This window comes from Pseudomonas sp. HD6515, assembly GCF_024971855.1.
Classification (GTDB): Bacteria; Pseudomonadota; Gammaproteobacteria; order Pseudomonadales; family Pseudomonadaceae; genus Aquipseudomonas; species Aquipseudomonas alloputida.
The window spans coordinates 5,154,059-5,171,718 of record NZ_CP079827.1; the positions used below are offsets into that span (position 1 = coordinate 5,154,059).

Here is a 17,660-nt window from a genome sequence, read left to right on the forward strand (position 1 = left end):
AAACGGTTTTGCCTGTTCTGATCCGGGGCCGCAACGTGCTCCCTGCGGTCTCAACCAAACAACTGATGGCAAAGGTCTCGACTGGCTGCCAGTAAAATCGGCAAGAACCGCTGCTCCAATTCACTGCGGGTCACCCGCCCAACATGGGTACTTACGTTCAAGGCAGCCAACACCTGCCCCGAAGCGTCATACACCGGCACTGCAATCGATCGCAGCCCCTGTTCCAGTTCCTGGTCCACCACGCACCAGCCCTGGGCGCGCACCTGCTGGATGCAGGCGAACAACGATTCGGGATCATTCAGGGTGCGGCTGGTGCGCGCTTTGAGATCAGCACGTTCCAGATACTCACGCAGGCTGGTGTCGTCCATGGCCGCCAGCAGAATGCGCCCCATCGACGTGCAGTAGGCCGGCAGGCGTCCGCCCACCGAGAGATCGACCGAAATCAGCCGCTCGACCGTGGCCGAACGGGCTATATAAAGGATGTCGTCGCCTTCGAGGGTGGCCATGTTGGCCGCCTCATGCAACTGGTCGCTGATGCGATCCAGGTACGGCTGGGCAGAAATTGCCAGTGGCGTCGACGACAGGTAAGCATGCCCCAGGGTCAGCACTTTGGGCAGCAGCGAATAGGTACGCCCGTCGGTGGTGGCGTAACCCAGCTTGATCAACGTGTGCAGGCAACGGCGCACCGCTGCGCGAGGGATTTCAGTACGGTGGCTGATCTGGGCGATGGTCAGGTGGCGCTTGCGCTCCTGGAATGCCTGGATCACGGCCAGGCCACGTGCCAGCGAGGTCATGAAGTCCGGGTCACCGGTAAAGGCCTGGATGCGCTTGGCCGGGGAAGCCACGATCGGCGGCGCCATGGCAGCCGAAGCAGGTCGCGCCACCTCTGCATTGCCGGAATCGTTGCCCAGGGTTTCGTCACTCATCGCACACCTCAAAAAAAACACCGGTTCGTGCGATTATCGAACAAACGGCCGATAATCGCAATTGACCGCCGACACTTTTGCTTATACCTTTCTCATGCCACTTGTGGCTTCTTTGGAGAGACTGGTCAGGTACCCACCGTAGAAGTCCCCAGGCAACGGCCTCGCCTTTCGGCGAGGCCGTTTTTCATTACGGCCCGCCCTGACATTGCAACGAACTTCTATCCGTCATTCCTTTCTAACTTGTACGAAAGGTCCAAACTGTTCGCGGGCACATCCTGCTATTTACGCCAGATGATGTCAGGGCTGAGTAAATTAACGATGATCGGCGAATTATCGGTTGCTATAATCGATTGCGCAGGCCCTCCGCTTACCGTGGTCATGGAACCTTCCGCTTTATCAAGCCGTTGCGGCCAGCAAGGCAAAATGCATGTTGCACAATGCATAACAACAGTCATTACACTTATTTCAGGTACTGCACGTGACGAAAGATGAACTGCGCGCGGAACTCGAGCGCCAGGCTGAACGTTACAAGGATGTTTATGGTGGCGAAGTCACCACTTACGCCGCACAACCGGATCCGGAACGCAAACCCTGGCGCAAGCGTGCCAGCGTTCGTGACCAGGCCTTCAGCCAGGAACTGGAACGCATCGAAAAAGAATTGCGCAGCGACAACCCCTGAGCCTCGAGGGCGCCCTCTGCGTGTCGTCGCCCGGTGTACCCGGGCGAGGTCGATCTTTACGGTCTGGCCGATGATGAAATGGAATCACACAAATTTCATACGGCCGTTTGAATTCTAGAGAAATGGCCATTTCTCCACATTTCGGCCTTATTTCGCCATATTTTGTGATTTTTTACCGCCATTTACCGCCTTGATCGCCCCCCTCCGCACGACACGGCTGCACCATGAAGGCGGTCATCTGTCTGTTGCAGGTGCATCGATTGCCAAGGTTTTCTGGCATAATCCCGCCCCCCTATGACCCGCCAGACAACCTTCATGATCGATTTATTCAGCGGACTGGATGCCTGGGTGTTGGTGAGCCTGCTGCTCGCCTTGACCTTCGTACTCGCCTTCGAGTTCATCAATGGCTTTCATGACACCGCCAACGCGGTAGCTACCGTCATCTATACCAAAGCCATGCCGCCACACCTCGCCGTGTTCTTCTCCGGCGTGTTCAACTTCCTTGGCGTTCTGCTCGGCGGTGTAGGGGTGGCCTATGCCATCGTGCACCTGTTGCCGGTAGAGCTGCTGATCAATGTGAACACCGGACACGGCCTGGCCATGGTCTTCTCGTTGCTGGCCGCGGCCATCACCTGGAACCTGGGCACTTGGTACTTTGGCATCCCTGCCTCCAGTTCGCACACGCTGATCGGCTCCATTCTCGGTGTCGGCCTGGCCAACGCCCTGATCAACGACATTCCGCTAGGCGACGGCGTCAACTGGCAGAAAGCGATCGATATCGCCATGTCGCTGGTGGTCTCGCCAATGGCCGGTTTCGCCGTTGCTGCCCTGGTGCTGATCGGCCTGAAATGGTGGCGCCCGCTGTCGAAGATGCACAAAACCCCGGAACAGCGCCGCAAGCTCGATGACAAGAAGCACCCACCCTTCTGGAACCGTCTGGTCCTGGTTGTTTCCGCCATGGGCGTGAGCTTCGTGCACGGCTCCAACGACGGCCAGAAAGGCATCGGCCTGATCATGCTGGTGCTGATCGGTATTGTGCCGGCCAAGTTCGTACTCGACCTGAACAGCACCACCTACCAGATCGAACGTACTCGCGACGCTACCCTGCACATGAGCCAGTTCTACCAGCGTAACGCCGCCACCCTGGGCGAGTTCCTGGCACTGGGCAAGGCCAAGGCCAGCGATCTGCCGGAGCAGTTCAGTTGCAACCCGCAGCAGACCGAGCCGACCATTGCTGCGCTGCAGACCTCGCTGAAAGGCGTGACGGACTACCACAGCCTCGATGCCGAGAAGCGCGTTGAAGTGCGCCGCTATTTGTTGTGCCTGGATGACACGGCAAAGAAGGTTGGCAAGCTGCCAGGCCTGGACGCCCGTGAAAAATCCGACCTTGAAAAACTGCGCAAAGACCTCACCGCCACCACCGAATACGCCCCGTTCTGGGTGATCGTGGCCGTCGCCCTGGCCCTCGGCCTGGGCACCATGGTTGGCTGGAAGCGCGTGGTGTTGACGGTGGGCGAGAAGATCGGCAAACAAGGCATGACCTATGCCCAAGGCATGTCGGCACAGATCACCGCAGCCTGCGCCATCGGTATGGCCAACGTATTCGCCCTGCCGGTGTCGACCACCCACGTGCTGTCGTCCGGCGTGGCCGGCACCATGGTCGCCAACAAAAGTGGCCTGCAAGGCGGCACTGTGAAAACCATCCTGCTGGCATGGGTCCTGACCCTGCCTGCCTCGATGGGCCTGGCGGCCGGCCTGTTCTGGCTGGCGTCCAAAGCCATTGGCTGAGTGACACCGCAATGAATAAAGGCGCCCTCGGGCGCCTTTTTCATAGCCGTTATGTCTGCCGAAGCAGCCTTGTGCTAACAAGGGTATGGGCTCGGCGCAGGAAGACTACCTTTTCTTGCCCCCTAACAACGACCCCATCAACCCGCGCACCAACTGCCGCCCCAACTGGTTAGCGGCCTGGCGCACTGCCGACTTGATCGCCTGCCCCGCTGCACTCTGCAAGAACTCACCCGCCTTGTCGGCAAAACTCTCTTCATCCGCCTTCGGTTGCGGCGCCGGTTCCACCGGCTCGCCCTTACGCTGGCTCAGCATTTCATAGGCTGACTCACGGTCCACCGGTTTGTCATAGCGCCCCGCCAATGGCGACGCCGCAATCAGCGCACTGCGCTCAGCCGCACTCAGTGGCCCGATACGCGACTGCGGCGGTGCAACCAGCACCCTCTGCACGATGGCCGGTGTGCCCCTTTCTTCCAACGTTCCCACCAGCGCTTCGCCAATACCCAGTTCGGTAAGCACCGCCAGGGTGTCGAATGTTGGGTTGGGACGAAAACCATCGGCTACCGCCCGCAGCGACTTCTGCTCCTTGGCCGTGAACGCCCGCAAGCCGTGCTGAATGCGCAAGCCCAACTGGGCCAGTACCGCGTCAGGCAAGTCACCCGGCGACTGGGTAACGAAATAGACGCCCACCCCCTTGGAGCGGATCAGCCGGACCACTTGCTCAAGACGGTCCTGCAGCGCCTTGGGCGTGCCGTTGAACAGCAAGTGTGCTTCATCGAAGAACAGCGCCAGCACCGGCTTGTCGGCATCACCGCGCTCGGGCAACTGCTCGAACAGTTCGGCCAGCAACCACAACAGGAACGTCGCGTACACCTTGGGTGCCTCGTGCACCAATCGGCTGGCATCGAGCAGGTGGATACGTCCACGGCCATCCGGATCAGGGCGCAGCAGGTCCTCCAGTTGCAATCCCGGCTCGCCGAACAGTGCCTCGGCGCCCTGCTGCTCCAAGGTAGCGAGCCGGCGCAACAAAGCCTGGGTGGAGGCCGTGGTCATCAGCGCGCTGTCTTCGCCAAGCAGATGCGGGTTGTCCTTCAGATGCGCCAGCAGGGCCTTGAGGTCTTTGAGGTCCAGCAGCAGCAGGCCTTCGCGGTCGGCCACCTTGAATGCTGCATACAGCGCCGCCTGCTGGCTGTCGGTCAGCTCCAGCAAGTTGCCCAGCAGCAGCGGCCCCATTTCACTGAGGGTGGTGCGCAGCGGGTGGCCCGACAGCCCGGCGATATCCCACAAGCTCACCGGGTAGGCCTTGGGCGTATGCCCCAGCCACGGCATGCCGGCGATGCGCTCAGCCACCTTGCCTTGTGGCGCACCAGCAGCCCCCAAGCCACAGAGGTCGCCTTTGACATCGGCGGCGAACACCGCTACCCCCGCGTCGCTGAACACCTCCGCCAGGTGCTGCAGGGTGACGGTCTTGCCAGTACCGGTTGCGCCAGCCACCAGACCGTGGCGGTTGGCCAGGCGCATTGCTTGCCCGACTGGCTGGCCATCCGGGCCCGCGCCTACAACGATGGTCGAAAATTCCGACATCTCTTTAATCCTCTGCTCAAGCTTTAGCTTAATTCGGCCGATACCTGTGGGTGTTATTCGCCTTAATTAGAGAGGAACAGCCGAAAAGGCACTTTTCGGGATGTTGCACAACCTACGGCTCCACTCGTGCGAACGCCTGATATAAAACCTTAGCGGAACCGATTACGCCATGAACAAAAGCCTTCGTTTCAGCCACAAGATTCTTTTGGCGGCATCACTGATCGTGATACTCGCCTTCAGCCTTTTCACCCTCTACAACGATTACCTCCAGCGTAATGCGATCCGCGAGGACCTGGAAAACTATCTGGCTGAAATGGGCACCTCCACGTCGACCAACATTCGCAACCTGTTCGAGGGCCGGATAAAGCTGGTGGAGAACCTGGCGCAGAACATTGCCCAAGACCCAGCCAACGCCGAAACCCTGATGGGTCAGAATGCGCTGATATCCAGCTTCCTCACGGTCTACCTGGGCAAAGTCGACGGCGGTTTCAGCGTACGCCCGGACGCGAAGATGCCCGACGGCTACGACCCGCGCACCCGCCCTTGGTACAAGGACGGCATGAACGCCAGCGGCGCGACGCTGACCGAACCCTACATCGATATGACCACCAACAAGATGGTCATTGGTATCCTCAGCAAGGTCTCCAGCAGCGTGGGCGTGGTCGGCGGCGACCTGGCCCTGGACGGCCTGGTGCAGATCATCAACTCGCTGAACTTCGGCGGCATGGGATACGCCTTCCTAGTCAACGACCAGGGCAAGATCCTGGTACACCCGGATAAGGATCTGGTCATGAAATCGCTGTCGGACCTGTTCCCGCAGCGCACGCCGAAGCTGACCGGTGAGCTGACCGAAGTGCAAAGCGAGGGCCAGACCCGCCTGCTGACCTTCAGCCCGATTACCGGCCTGCCGTCCGCAAACTGGTACATCGGCCTGTCGGTGGACAAGGACAAGGCCTTCTCGATGCTCAGCACCTTCCGCACCTCGGCGGTGATCGCCACGGTGGTGGCAGTGGTGATCATCATCGGCCTGCTCGGCTTGCTGATCCGCGTGTTGATGCAGCCGCTGCACACCATGACCCGCGCCATGGAAGACATTGCCGAAGGTGAAGGCGACCTGACCAAGCGCCTGCACATCCACAACCACGACGAATTCGGTGTCCTCGGCAACGCCTTCAACCGCTTCGTCGAGCGCATTCACAGCAGCATTCGCGAAGTGTCCTCGGCCACCGAGCAGGTCAACGAAGTAGCCCTGCGGGTGATCAGCGCTTCGAACTCGTCGATGACCAACTCCGACGAGCAGTCCAACCGCACCAACAGTGTCGCCGCCGCCATCAATGAATTGGGCGCTGCGGCTCAGGAAATCGCCGGCAACGCCGCCCAGGCTTCGCAGCACGCAAGCTCCGCGCGCCTGTTGGCCGAAGAAGGCCAGCAAGTGGTCGAGCGCAACATTGCCGCGATGAACCGCCTGTCCGACCTGATCGTCACCTCCAGCGCGCACATCGAGACACTGAACAGCAAGACCGTGAATATCGGCCAGATCCTGGAAGTGATCACCAGCATTTCCCAGCAGACCAACCTGCTGGCGCTGAACGCCGCCATCGAAGCGGCCCGCGCCGGTGAGGCCGGGCGTGGCTTTGCCGTGGTCGCCGATGAGGTGCGCAATCTGGCGCACCGCACCCAGGAGTCGGCGCAGCAAGTGCAGACCATGATCGAAGAACTGCAGGTCGGTGCCCGCGAGTCGGTCGACACCATGGACCAGAGCCAGCGCCACAGCCAGGACAGCATGCAGATCGCCAACCAGGCGGGTGAGCGACTGGACAGCGTTACCGTGCGCATTGGCGAGATCGACGGCATGAACCAGTCGGTGGCCACTGCCACCGAAGAGCAGACCGCCGTGGTCGAGGCGATCAACATGGACATCAACGAGATCAACATGCTCAACCAGGAAGGCGTGGAGAACCTGCAAGCGACCCTGCGCGCCTGCTCCGACCTCGAGCAGCAGGCTGGCCGCCTGAAGCACCTGGTGGGCAGCTTCCGTATCTGATAAAGGCTACACCTTCACCTGGAGCAGCCTTGTGCTGCTCCAGGCATTGCGCACTCCCCCTCTCAAACTGATCGAACAAACTATCCTTCTGATAGGTCCACCTTTAGGCGTTTCATCGCCGGCCATTCAACGCCGGATGACAGACCCGAAGACGATCCCGGAGGGATGCTGATCGTGCACATCGCCGACATCACCATGTTCTACGCCCCGGCCAGCGGTGGCGTACGTACCTATCTTGATGCCAAACATCACCGTCTCGACGCCATTCACGGCGTACGCCACAGCCTGTTGATTCCCGGTGCCAGCGCCCAACACGGCGATGGCATCTATCAAGTACCTGCGCCGCCCTTGCCGTTTGGCAAGGGCTACCGCTTTCCGGTACGCCTGGCCCCCTGGTGCAATACACTGCGCACGCTCAAACCCGACTTGATTGAAGTTGGCGACCCCTACCTGACCGCCTGGGCGGCGCTGGAAGCGCGGCGCCAGCTCGACGTGCCCGTGATCGGTTTCTACCATTCCGACCTGCCGTTACTGGTCAGCAACCGCATGGGCAACTGGTTCGCACCCAATGTCGAGGCCTACGTCAGCAAGCTATACGGCAATTTTGATCGGGTACTGGCCCCCAGCCAGGTGATGGCCGACAAATTACGCCGCTTGGGCGTGCGTGATGTCCATGTGCAGCCGCTGGGCGTTGACCTTGCCACATTCCACCCCTCCCGGCGCGACCCACATGTGCGTGCCGAACTGGGCATTCCCGACACCAGCCGCCTGTTGATCTTTGCCGGCCGCGGCTCGCGGGAAAAGAACCTGCCGGTGCTGCTTGACTGCATGCAGCAACTCGGCGCCCCCTACCACCTGTTACTGGTAGGCTCGAACATGCCGGCCAGCGTGCCGTCCAACGTCAGCGTCATCGATCACTTCTGCCCGTCTGCGGAGGTGGCCCGGCTGATCGCCAGCGCCGACTTGCTGGTGCATGCTGGCGACCAGGAAACATTCGGCCTGGTCATTCTCGAAGCGATGGCCAGCGCCACCCCCGTGGTAGCCGTGCGCGCCGGTGCGTTCCCTGAAATCATCAACGAACAGAGTGGCCGCCTGTGCACGCCCAACGACGGTCGGGCCATGGCGTGCGCCGTGCGCGAGGCGTTCGAGGCGGGTACCCGCGAGCTCGGCCTGCAGGCCCGCCACCATGTAGAGCAACATTATTCATGGGATAACGTGGTAGCTGGCCTGCTCCAGCACTACCAGGCCGTGCTCGGCCACCAGCCGCAGGTGCGCGCCCATGCTTGAGCCCTCCGCCAGCCAGCGCAGCCTCATGCTGGTGTTGCACGATATTGCCCCGGAAACCTGGCCGGACTATGAACCGTTCGTAAGGGCTGTGGACGCGCTGGGCCACGTGCCAATGACATGGCTGGTGGTCCCGGACTTCCATCGACGCAATCCGCTTCACCAGGCACCTTCGTTCTGCCGCCTCCTGGACGAACGCCTTGCCAAAGGCGACGAACTGGCGCTTCACGGCTATGCCCATGCTGACGAAGGCCCCGCACCGCGCAGCCCCATCGACTACTTCATGCGGCGCATTTATACCCATGAAGGCGAGTTCTACGGCCTTGATGAGAACGAAGCGCTTACCCGGCTACAGGAGGGCCTGGCGCTGTTCGAGAGCCAAGGTTGGCCTGTGGCAGGCTTTGTCGCACCGGCCTGGCTCATGAGCCAGGGCACGCGGCAAGCCCTGTGCCGCCTGCCACTCAAATACACCAGTACACCGCAGCATCTGTACCGGCTGCCAGACTTTACAGCCATTGATGCGCCAGGCCTGGTCTGGAGCGCACGGAGCGCATGGCGTCGCACATTGTCCCGCACGCTGTGCGACTGGCAATGCCGGCGCTGGCGAGGCGCGAGCACATTGCGCTTGGGGCTGCACCCTGTAGACATGCGTCATCGCTCATCCCGAGACTATTGGTTGCGAACGCTGGAAACACTGGTGAAGGATGGCCGCGAACCGCTGACCAAATCTGCCTGGCTGGAGCGCCAGGGGGTAGCATGAAGCGTTGGGCCTGGCTGGCGCTGGCATTGCTGGGGGCAGCGCTGGTGCCAGCGTTACTGGGTGGTAGCGAGCTGCTGCCGAGGCTGAGCCGGTTCGACCCGCACCTGCTGCTCATGCTGCTAGGCATGATTCTGTTGTGCTGGGTCATCAATGCGCTGCGCCTGCGCCTGTTGCTGGGTGAGCAGGCAAAACAGTTGAGCCATGCTCGCAGCCTCGGCGTGGTCATGGCCACCGAGTTTGCCATCTGCACCACCCCTGGCGGCAGTGGTGGGCCGCTGACCCTGATGGCCCTGCTGGCGCGAGACCGCATCCGCCCGGCGCGCAGCGGCGCCGTTTTTGCCATGGACCAGCTGAACGACCTGGTGTTCTTCTTCTGCGCAATGCTGGCGATTGCCGGCTACGCGCTGTTCCACAGCCTGGGCCGCAGCCAGGAAAGCATGTTGCTTGGCAGTGCGTTACTGCTGTGCACAGCGTTGGCCGGGGTGATCGGGCTGTTGCGCTACCGGCGCCCGATAATGCGCATGAACGGCAGGCTGTTGCAGCGCATGGGGATGGGCCAGCCGCGCAAACGTCGCTGGGCGCGCAAACTGCTGCACTTCGTTGCAGCACTGGCGCAGACCTGGCGCCTGCCCAAGCGCAGGCTGAGCCTGGTGTTCACCCTGACCTGCATCCACTGGGGGCTGCGCTACAGCGTGCTGTACCTGGTGTTGCGGGGCTTGGGGGTAGACCTGCAGTGGATTCCCAGCTTCCTGGTGCAGATGCTGTCGCTCAGCGCCGGCCAATTCAGTCTGCTGCCTGGCGGGGCCGGGGCCGCCGAGCTGACGTCTGCCAGCCTGTTGACACCCTTGGTGGGCAGCTCGACCGCAGCTGCGGCAATCCTGATATGGCGGGCAGTTACTTACTACTTTTATCTGCTGGCTGGGGGGCCGGTGTTTGTGTGCCTGCTGGGACGTCCGTTGCTGGAGCGCTGGCGGCGTCAGGCGGGTTGAGCTGTTGCCAGAGTTCGGCGGCGCCGGGGAAGTCGGTGCCATCCGTGTCATCCAGGGCTTCAGGGTCGTAGCGGGCCAGGCAGCCTTCGCCAAGGATCGGTGGAGGTGAGGCGACGGGGTTGTTGCGTTGCTTGGTCATTGCCGTTTCACCCAAGATTGCCGGGGCGCTCTGCGCCCCTGTCGCGACAGGGCTGCGCAGCAGCCCAGCACCTCACAGCAAGCCGGACGGTGTCAGTCGAACACCACAGTCTTGTTACCATGCACCAGCACACGGTCTTCCAGGTGATAACGCAGGCCACGGGCCAGCACCATCTTCTCCACATCACGGCCAAAGCGGACCATGTCCTCGATGCTGTCGGCATGGCTGACACGCACCACATCCTGCTCGATGATCGGGCCGGCATCCAACTCTTCAGTGACGTAGTGGCACGTCGCGCCAATCAGCTTCACCCCACGCAGGGCAGCCTGGTGGTAAGGCTTGGCGCCGACGAACGACGGCAGGAAGCTGTGATGGATGTTGATCACCTTCTCGGCATAGTCCCGGCACAGTTGTGGTGGCAGGATTTGCATGTAGCGGGCCAGCACCACGACGTCGGCGGCATGCTCCTGCACCAGACGCGACACTTCGGCAAAGGCCGGGGCCTTGTCTTTGGGGTCGACCGGAACATGGAAGAACGGAATACCGTGCCACTCGACCATGCTGCGCAGGTCGTTGTGGTTGGAAATGACGCAAGGGATCTCGCAGTCCAGCTCATCGGTGTGCCAGCGGTGCAGCAAGTCTGCCAGGCAGTGCGACTCACGGCTGGCCATCAATACCACGCGTTTTTTCTGAGCCGAGTCGGTAATGCGCCAGGTCATGGAGAACTCTTCGGCGATCGGCGCAAACGCCTCACGGAAGGCTTCGATACCGAACGGCAGCGATTCAGCGCGGATTTCATGACGCATGAAGAACCAACCGCTCTGCTCATCGGAGTGGTGGCTGGCTTCGTTGATCCAGCCATTGTACAAGGCCAGGAAATTACTGACTTTCGCCACGATGCCTACACGGTCGGGGCAGGCGATCACCAGACGATAGGTGCGCATGAATGAGACTCCAGAACTTCGCAAAGGCGCCTATTCTAGCGGCCCGCCAGAAAAAACGCAGTATTGATCGCTGCCGCGATTGCATATGCAGGCCCGAAAACGCCACACGGGCGCTGCCTGACAGACAAGAGGAAACGCACGGGGCATATGTAAAAATTTGTTCACGTAGAGAAATGCTGTCACAGCTTAATTAACAGTTAATTGCCCAATCTTATGTTTACTTGCGAGTAGGGGCTGTCTATTATTGCCCCACACATTTCTGAACACGCATTAAGGAACACTCCATGTCCCTGATCAACGAGTACCGCGCTACCGAAGAAGCCATCAAGGAACTTCAGGCCCGCCTGGCCAATCTGTCGCAGGATGACAAGCTGAAGAAAGAACTGGAGTTCGAAGGCAAACTGCGCACACTGATGGGCGAGTACTCCAAGTCGCTGCGCGACGTGATTGCCCTGCTCGATCCAGAATCGAAACTGAGCAAGGCACCTCGTGGTTCGGTCAAGACTACCGCCACCAAGCGCGCACGCAAGGTCAAGCAATACAAGAACCCGCACAACGGTGAAGTGATCGAAACCAAAGGCGGCAACCACAAGACCCTGAAAGAGTGGAAAGCCACTTGGGGCGGCGATGTGGTTGAAAGCTGGGCAACCCTGCTGGACTGATTATCCGCATACGCCTCTTGCTTCGCACAACAAAAACGCCGGCACACTGCCGGCGTTTTTGTTTACCGGCCATCAGCCGATTGAATAGTGCTCCTGCAATTGTCGAGCATGCAATTGCCAGGCCTCCAACACTCGCCTGCCCGCCTCGTCGGCGCCCTCCCAGGCTTGCTGGCGTGCCTGTTCGAAGTCGCCCAAGGTATTCGGCGCGCCCCACTGCGGGTCGCTCAGGCGTTGCTGGCAGAAGCCATACCAACGTTGCCGCTCTTCGGGGGTCAAGGTTTCAGGGAAGTTACGTGCCCGGTAGCGGAACAACAGCTCCGGCAAACGCGGATCATCGAACATCCATTGGCCATGGCTCAACTGCGCCGGTTCCAGCGCACGAACTTGCTCGCATAAGCGCCGGTCGCGGTCACCTATAAAACCCTCATACAACTGCTGTTCCGGGTCCTCGCTCGGGGCGAACTCGTCCTTGCCATAGATGTGCTCCAGCTTTTCTTGCCATTGCGCCTGTTGATTGGCCAATTGTTCGCCGCGCGATTGTAACAACGTCAAGTCCAGGCCCAATCGTTGTTGATCGACCGGGCGCAATACCGACAGCGGCGCCACTACCGGGCAACGATTGATCTGCACCAATTTGAGCGGTACCGGTAATTCACCTTCGGCCAATTCATCATGCCGGGTGTACAAGCGCTGACGCAAAACTTCAGCACTTTCCCGCAGTAACGGTAGGGTTTCCTGATGCAGGTCGCAGACAATCAGTGCATTGCGATTACGCGGGTGCCAGGCCAGTGGCAATACGACCCCCAGGTAATTGCGCGCCGCCGAAAAACGCCCGGATATATGCACCAGTGGCTGCAACAGACGGATCTGCTCCATCACTTTATGCTTGCTGCGCAGTTGAAACAGCCAGTCATACAACTTGGGTTGTTTCTGCCGAATCAGGCGAGCCAAGGCAATGGTTGCCCGCACGTCGGAAAGCGCTTCGTGGGCATGACCGTGGTCAATGCCATTGGCCTTGCTCAGCAGCTCCAGACGCAGGCTGGTGCGCCCGTCCTGCTGCGGCCATTCAATGCCTTCCGGGCGCAGGGCATAGGCGGTGCGCACAATGTCGATCAGGTCCCAGCGGCTATTGCCTCCCTGCCATTCACGGGCATAGGGGTCGAAAAAGTTGCGGTAAAGGCTGTAGCGGGTCACTTCATCGTCAAAGCGCAGGGTGTTGTAGCCGGCACCACAGGTACCCGGTTGCGCCAGCTGGGCGTGCACGCGAGTCATGAACTCGGCTTCGCACAGGCCCTGCTCCGCCAACAGTTGTGGCGTGATGCCTGTCACCAGGCAGGCCGCCGGGTGCGGCAGGATGTCGTCCGACGGTCGGCAATAAAGGCTGATTGGCTCGTCGATTTCGTTGAGGTCGAAGTCAGTGCGCACGCCGGCCACCTGCAGCGGCCGATCGCAGCGCGGGTTGATGCCGGTGGTTTCATAGTCGTGCCAGAAAATGCTGGAGGTCACGGGGTCGTCCTGTATCGAGGTCGACCCGATTCTAGCGCGATTCTGAAAAATGAACGTTCAGACGGGCGCGTTCGCGGGGCGGAAGCTGAAATAGTCGCGCAACGAACGTACGAAATCATCGTACTCGCGTGGAGACTGCAGCAGCATGAAGCCCGAATCGTAGTGCCCAGGCGTCTCGTCCTCGCGGCACCACAGGCAACTGGCCGTGAGGTTGACGAACTGGTGCCCGCCGCCAGGCAGCGGCATACGCAGCTGCAGCTCGTAATCAGGCCCGACCAACACGGGCAGCTGGCTGATGACCATCAACCCATTTTCAGAGGCATTGCCTAGCTGACCGATCTCTTGATCGGTAAAGCGGTTGAACACCTTGAGGACACAAGGTAGCTGATGACGTTCGATGTGGCGCTTGTTAAACATGATCGCGAGTGTATTCCGTACCTGATGCCAGGAATACTAGGTACTGGCGGTTGTTGTAACAGCTGAGTTACAGATTAGCGCAGCACGCGCAGCAAATCCCGTGAAATAAACCACACCTTTGTGTTAGCGCCAAGGTACGGTCGTCACCGGGTTGGCCACGGCCGTTTCTGCGCCGCGCAAATGGCCAAGTTTTTCCAAGGTCTGCAGGCGCGCTCGGGCGCGATAGGCATATTCGTTGCCCGGGTACTGCTGGATCAGGTACTGATAGGTCTGCGCCGCGTCCACGTACAACGCCTGGCGCTCCAGGCACTGGCCGCGCAGCAGTGATACTTCGGGGTGGATGAACGGCCGGGCACGGCTGGTGCGATCAACCTGCGACAGTTCGAGCATGACCCGTGCGCAATCGCCGCGGTCGTAGGCGCGGTAGGCATTGTTCAGGTGGTGGTCCATGGACCAGCGGGTACAGCCGACGGCGCTGGCGGCCAAGGCTAAAACGATCAGGGCTCGCATGGGGATCTCCTTTGATGCCAGTGTATCGGCGTTTGCCTGCAAATCTTCACACCCTTTTGCAAGGATACCCTGCCCCGTTCAAATGCCACCCTGCCTTGGTCGCAGGTAGTGCAACGGAACAATGACTACAGCGAGATTCAGGAGTAGCCTTTCGCTGCGCTTCACTATAGGAGTCTGTGCATGAGCATCCGCCGCACCAAAATCGTCGCCACCCTTGGCCCCGCCAGCAACTCGCCGGAAGTGATCGAACAACTGATCCTCGCCGGCCTGGACGTGGCACGTCTGAACTTCTCCCACGGCACGCCGGACGAGCACAAGGCCCGCGCGCGCCTGATCCGTGACATCGCCGCCAAGAACGGCCGCCATGTTGCACTGCTGGGCGACCTGCAGGGTCCGAAGATCCGCATCGCCAAGTTCGCCAACAAGCGCATCGAACTGAAGATCGGTGACAAGTTCACCTTCTCCACCGCCCACCCGCTGACCGAAGGCAACCAGGACATCGTCGGTATCGACTACCCCGACCTGGTCAAGGACTGCGGCGTTGGTGACGAACTGCTGCTCGACGATGGCCGCGTGGTCATGCGTGTCGAAACCGCCACTGCAGACGCCCTGCACTGCGTGGTGATCATCGGTGGCCCGCTGTCGGACCACAAAGGCATCAACCGTAAAGGTGGTGGCCTGACCGCACCGGCCCTGACCGAAAAAGACAAGGCCGACATCAAACTGGCTGCGGAAATGGACCTGGACTACCTGGCCGTTTCCTTCCCGCGTGACGCCAGCGACATGGAATACGCGCGCAAGCTGCGTGACGAAGCCGGCGGCAGCGCCTGGCTGGTGGCCAAGATCGAACGCGCCGAAGCAGTTGCCGATGACGAGACCCTCGACAAGCTGATCGCCGCCTCCGACGCTGTGATGGTTGCCCGTGGTGACCTGGGCGTGGAAATCGGCGACGCCGAGCTGATCGCTATCCAGAAGAAGATCATCCAGCACGCCCGCCGCAACAACAAGGCCGTGATCGTGGCGACTCAGATGATGGAGTCGATGATCCAGAACCCGATGCCGACCCGCGCGGAAGTGTCCGACGTGGCCAACGCCGTGCTGGACAACACCGATGCGGTGATGCTGTCGGCCGAAAGCGCCGCCGGTTCCTACCCGATCGAAGCTGTCCAGGCCATGGCACGCATCTGCCTGGGTGCCGAAAAGCACCCGACCAGCCAGAAGTCCAGCCATCGCCTGCACACCACCTTCCAGCGCTGCGACGAAAGCATCGCCTTGGCGGCCATGTACACAGCCAACCACTTCCCGGGCGTAAAGGCGATCATCGCCCTGACCGAAAGCGGCTACACCCCGCTGATCATGTCGCGCCTGCGTTCGCATGTACCGATCTTCGCCCTGTCGCCGCACCGCGCCACCCAGGCACGCGCCTCGATGTTCCGTGGCGTGTACCCGATTGCCTTCGACCCGGCCGCGCTGCCGGCCGACAAGGTGAGCCAGGCAGCGGTCGACGAACTGCTCAAACGTGGCCTGGTGGAGCAAGGTGACTGGGTGATCCTGACCAAGGGTGACAGCTACCACACTATCGGTGGCACCAACGGCATGAAGATCCTGCACGTGGGTGATCCGCTGGTCGGTTGATCCACGCTTTTCACAGCACAAGGCTCAAGCGCAGCCTTGTGCTGTGAAGATGGCCCGACAGGAATAACAAAAAGCCCCGGTTCTCGCGAACCGGGGCTTTTTAATGGTGCAGGGGGTAAGGCTGGCTTACATCATGCCGCCCATGCCACCCATGCCGCCCATATCAGGCATGCCAGCAGCTGGCTTGTCTTCCGGCAGGTCGGCAACCATGGCTTCGGTGGTGATCATCAGACCGCCGATCGAAGCAGCAGCTTGCAGCGCCGAGCGAGTAACCTTGGCTGGGTCCAGGATACCCATCTCGATCATGTCGCCGTATTCACCGGTAGCGGCGTTGTAGCCGAAGTTGCCCGAACCTTGCTTGACCTTGTCAGCAACCACGCTTGGCTCATCACCGGCGTTGGCAGTGATCTGGCGCAGCGGGGATTCAACAGCGCGACGCAGCAGCGCGATACCGACGTTCTGGTCTTCGTTGTCGCCTTTCAGGTCGACGATGGCCGCCAGGGCGCGAACCAGGGCAACACCACCGCCAGGCACCACGCCTTCTTCAACGGCTGCACGGGTAGCGTGCAGGGCGTCTTCAACGCGGGCTTTCTTCTCTTTCATTTCAACTTCAGTGCCGGCACCCACCTTGATCACGGCAACACCGCCAGCCAGCTTGGCCAGACGCTCTTGCAGCTTCTCACGGTCGTAGTCCGAGGAAGTTTCTTCGATCTGGGCACGGATCTGCTTGACGCGTGCTTCGATCTCGGTGTCAGCGCCAGCACCGTCGATGATGGTGGTGTTTTCCTTGGACAGGATGACGCGCTTGGCGTTACCCAGGTGCTCCAGGGTAGCGGTTTCCAGGGACAGGCCGATTTCTTCGGAGATGACCTGGCCGCCAGTCAGGACGGCGATGTCCTGCAGCATGGCCTTGCGGCGATCGCCGAAGCCTGGAGCCTTGACTGCAGCAACCTTGACGATGCCGCGCATGTTGTTGACTACCAGAGTAGCCAGCGCTTCACCTTCAACGTCTTCGGCAACGATCAGCAGTGGGCGGCCGGCCTTGGCAACGGCTTCCAGAACTGGCAGCAGCTCACGGATGTTGGAGATTTTCTTGTCGACCAGCAGCAGCAGCGGGCCTTCCAGCTCGGCAACCATGGTGTCTGGCTTGTTGACGAAGTACGGCGACAGGTAGCCGCGGTCGAACTGCATGCCTTCTACGACGGACAGTTCGTTTTCCAGGCCCGAGCCTTCTTCAACGGTGATCACGCCTTCTTTACCGACTTTTTCCATGGCTTCGGCGATGATTTCACCGATGGAGTTGTCGGAGTTGGCAGAGATGGTACCTACCTGGGCGATGGCCTTGGAGTCGGCGCATGGCTTGGACAGGTTCTTCAGCTCGGCAACAACGGCAGCAGTGGCCTTGTCGATACCGCGCTTCAGGTCCATCGGGTTCATGCCGGCAGCGACGGCTTTCAGGCCTTCGTTGACGATGGCCTGAGCCAGAACGGTAGCGGTGGTGGTGCCGTCACCGGCAGCGTCGTTGGCCTTGGAAGCAACTTCCTTGACCAGCTGGGCGCCCATGTTTTCGAAAGCGTCTTTCAGCTCGATTTCTTTGGCGACGGAAACGCCGTCCTTGGTGATGGTCGGCGCGCCGAAGCTCTTGGCCAGTACCACGTTACGGCCTTTCGGGCCCAGGGTCGCTTTTACCGCGTCAGCCAGAACGTTGACACCAACCAGCATTTTCTTACGGGCGGAATCACCAAATTTTACGTCTTTAGCAGCCATGATCGTTTAATCCTTGAAAAACTTTGGAG

14 protein-coding genes and 2 pseudogenes are annotated in these 17,660 nt (G+C 60.6%); 9 read left to right on the top strand and 7 right to left on the bottom strand.

The window, feature by feature from the left end:
* Window positions 1-50: 50 nt before the first annotated feature.
* A complete protein-coding gene (pcaR, locus tag KW568_RS23855) occupies window positions 51-926 on the bottom strand; it encodes a pca regulon transcriptional regulator PcaR (protein ID WP_003251938.1) in 876 nt (291 codons plus the stop codon).
* Window positions 927-1,404: 478 nt separating this feature from the next.
* On the opposite strand from pcaR, the gene KW568_RS23860 reads away from it, so the two are divergent.
* Complete coding sequence (locus KW568_RS23860) at window positions 1,405-1,605, top strand: hypothetical protein (protein ID WP_003251937.1); 201 nt, start codon at window positions 1,405-1,407, stop codon at window positions 1,603-1,605.
* A 315-nt stretch (window positions 1,606-1,920) separates the two neighbouring features.
* Window positions 1,921-3,393 carry an inorganic phosphate transporter gene (locus KW568_RS23865; protein ID WP_003251935.1) on the top strand — a complete coding sequence of 491 codons (1,473 nt, stop codon included), beginning with the start codon at window positions 1,921-1,923 and terminating at the stop codon, window positions 3,391-3,393.
* A gap of 105 nt (window positions 3,394-3,498) precedes the next feature.
* Here the strand turns inward: KW568_RS23865 and KW568_RS23870 are convergent, their stop codons facing one another.
* A complete protein-coding gene (locus KW568_RS23870) occupies window positions 3,499-4,974 on the bottom strand; it encodes a helicase HerA-like domain-containing protein (protein WP_060545314.1) in 1,476 nt (491 codons plus the stop codon).
* Between the two features lie 169 nt (window positions 4,975-5,143).
* Between KW568_RS23870 and KW568_RS31235 the strand changes: the two are divergent.
* From KW568_RS31235 to KW568_RS23890, 5 genes and pseudogenes are all read left to right on the top strand, one after another.
* A pseudogene (locus KW568_RS31235) lies at window positions 5,144-6,160 on the top strand (cache domain-containing protein); the annotation flags it as partial.
* A 261-nt stretch (window positions 6,161-6,421) separates the two neighbouring features.
* A pseudogene (locus KW568_RS31240) lies at window positions 6,422-7,018 on the top strand (methyl-accepting chemotaxis protein); the annotation flags it as partial.
* A 165-nt stretch (window positions 7,019-7,183) separates the two neighbouring features.
* A complete protein-coding gene (locus KW568_RS23880; protein ID WP_003251928.1) occupies window positions 7,184-8,305 on the top strand; it encodes a glycosyltransferase family 1 protein in 1,122 nt (373 codons plus the stop codon).
* A complete protein-coding gene (locus tag KW568_RS23885) occupies window positions 8,298-9,062 on the top strand; it encodes a DUF2334 domain-containing protein (RefSeq protein ID WP_004575135.1) in 765 nt (254 codons plus the stop codon). Before KW568_RS23880 ends, KW568_RS23885 begins: the two co-directional genes overlap by 8 nt.
* On the top strand, window positions 9,059-10,051 hold the full coding sequence (locus KW568_RS23890) for a lysylphosphatidylglycerol synthase transmembrane domain-containing protein (RefSeq protein WP_003251923.1): 993 nt from the start codon (window positions 9,059-9,061) through the stop codon (window positions 10,049-10,051). The genes KW568_RS23885 and KW568_RS23890 overlap by 4 nt, the downstream gene beginning before the upstream one ends.
* A gap of 231 nt (window positions 10,052-10,282) precedes the next feature.
* Here the strand turns inward: KW568_RS23890 and purU are convergent, their stop codons facing one another.
* Complete coding sequence (gene purU, locus KW568_RS23900) at window positions 10,283-11,134, bottom strand: formyltetrahydrofolate deformylase (protein ID WP_003251921.1); 852 nt, start codon at window positions 11,132-11,134, stop codon at window positions 10,283-10,285.
* Window positions 11,135-11,418: 284 nt separating this feature from the next.
* Here purU and mvaT point away from each other — a divergent pair, with 284 nt between their 5' ends.
* Entirely contained in the window at window positions 11,419-11,796 is a 378-nt protein-coding gene (mvaT, locus tag KW568_RS23905; RefSeq protein ID WP_003251920.1) for a histone-like nucleoid-structuring protein MvaT, read from the top strand.
* A gap of 72 nt (window positions 11,797-11,868) precedes the next feature.
* Here the strand turns inward: mvaT and sbcB are convergent, their stop codons facing one another.
* The 3 genes from sbcB to KW568_RS23920 all read right to left on the bottom strand — a co-directional run bounded on the left by sbcB (window position 11,869) and on the right by KW568_RS23920 (window position 14,229).
* A complete protein-coding gene (gene sbcB, locus KW568_RS23910; protein WP_161774402.1) occupies window positions 11,869-13,302 on the bottom strand; it encodes an exodeoxyribonuclease I in 1,434 nt (477 codons plus the stop codon).
* A 57-nt stretch (window positions 13,303-13,359) separates the two neighbouring features.
* Window positions 13,360-13,719, bottom strand: a complete 360-nt coding sequence (locus KW568_RS23915; RefSeq protein WP_003251916.1) for a PilZ domain-containing protein — start codon at window positions 13,717-13,719, stop codon at window positions 13,360-13,362.
* Between the two features lie 123 nt (window positions 13,720-13,842).
* Window positions 13,843-14,229 carry a hypothetical protein gene (locus tag KW568_RS23920; protein ID WP_003251914.1) on the bottom strand — a complete coding sequence of 129 codons (387 nt, stop codon included), beginning with the start codon at window positions 14,227-14,229 and terminating at the stop codon, window positions 13,843-13,845.
* A gap of 180 nt (window positions 14,230-14,409) precedes the next feature.
* Between KW568_RS23920 and pyk the strand changes: the two genes are divergently transcribed.
* On the top strand, window positions 14,410-15,864 hold the full coding sequence (gene pyk, locus KW568_RS23925; RefSeq protein ID WP_003251912.1) for a pyruvate kinase: 1,455 nt from the start codon (window positions 14,410-14,412) through the stop codon (window positions 15,862-15,864).
* Window positions 15,865-15,990: 126 nt separating this feature from the next.
* On the opposite strand, the gene groL is transcribed toward pyk, so the two are convergent.
* The gene (groL, locus tag KW568_RS23930) at window positions 15,991-17,631 is read right to left on the bottom strand and encodes a chaperonin GroEL (RefSeq protein WP_003251907.1); all 1,641 of its coding nucleotides are present in this window, start codon (window positions 17,629-17,631) and stop codon (window positions 15,991-15,993) included.
* Between the last annotated feature and the right edge of the window lie 29 nt (window positions 17,632-17,660).

Bases quoted from the DNA above. Each gene is read 5' to 3' on its own strand.
- pcaR (WP_003251938.1), bottom strand. From the start codon at position 926: ATGAGTGACGAAACCCTGGGCAACGATTCCGGCAATGCAGAGGTGGCG.
- KW568_RS23865 (WP_003251935.1), top strand. From the start codon at position 1,921: ATGATCGATTTATTCAGCGGACTGGATGCCTGGGTGTTGGTGAGCCTG.
- KW568_RS23870 (WP_060545314.1), bottom strand. From the start codon at position 4,974: ATGTCGGAATTTTCGACCATCGTTGTAGGCGCGGGCCCGGATGGCCAG.
- KW568_RS23880 (WP_003251928.1), top strand. From the start codon at position 7,184: ATGCTGATCGTGCACATCGCCGACATCACCATGTTCTACGCCCCGGCC.
- KW568_RS23885 (WP_004575135.1), top strand. From the start codon at position 8,298: ATGCTTGAGCCCTCCGCCAGCCAGCGCAGCCTCATGCTGGTGTTGCAC.
- KW568_RS23890 (WP_003251923.1), top strand. From the start codon at position 9,059: ATGAAGCGTTGGGCCTGGCTGGCGCTGGCATTGCTGGGGGCAGCGCTG.
- purU (WP_003251921.1), bottom strand. From the start codon at position 11,134: ATGCGCACCTATCGTCTGGTGATCGCCTGCCCCGACCGTGTAGGCATC.
- mvaT (WP_003251920.1), top strand. From the start codon at position 11,419: ATGTCCCTGATCAACGAGTACCGCGCTACCGAAGAAGCCATCAAGGAA.
- KW568_RS23915 (WP_003251916.1), bottom strand. From the start codon at position 13,719: ATGTTTAACAAGCGCCACATCGAACGTCATCAGCTACCTTGTGTCCTC.
- KW568_RS23920 (WP_003251914.1), bottom strand. From the start codon at position 14,229: ATGCGAGCCCTGATCGTTTTAGCCTTGGCCGCCAGCGCCGTCGGCTGT.
- pyk (WP_003251912.1), top strand. From the start codon at position 14,410: ATGAGCATCCGCCGCACCAAAATCGTCGCCACCCTTGGCCCCGCCAGC.
- groL (WP_003251907.1), bottom strand. From the start codon at position 17,631: ATGGCTGCTAAAGACGTAAAATTTGGTGATTCCGCCCGTAAGAAAATG.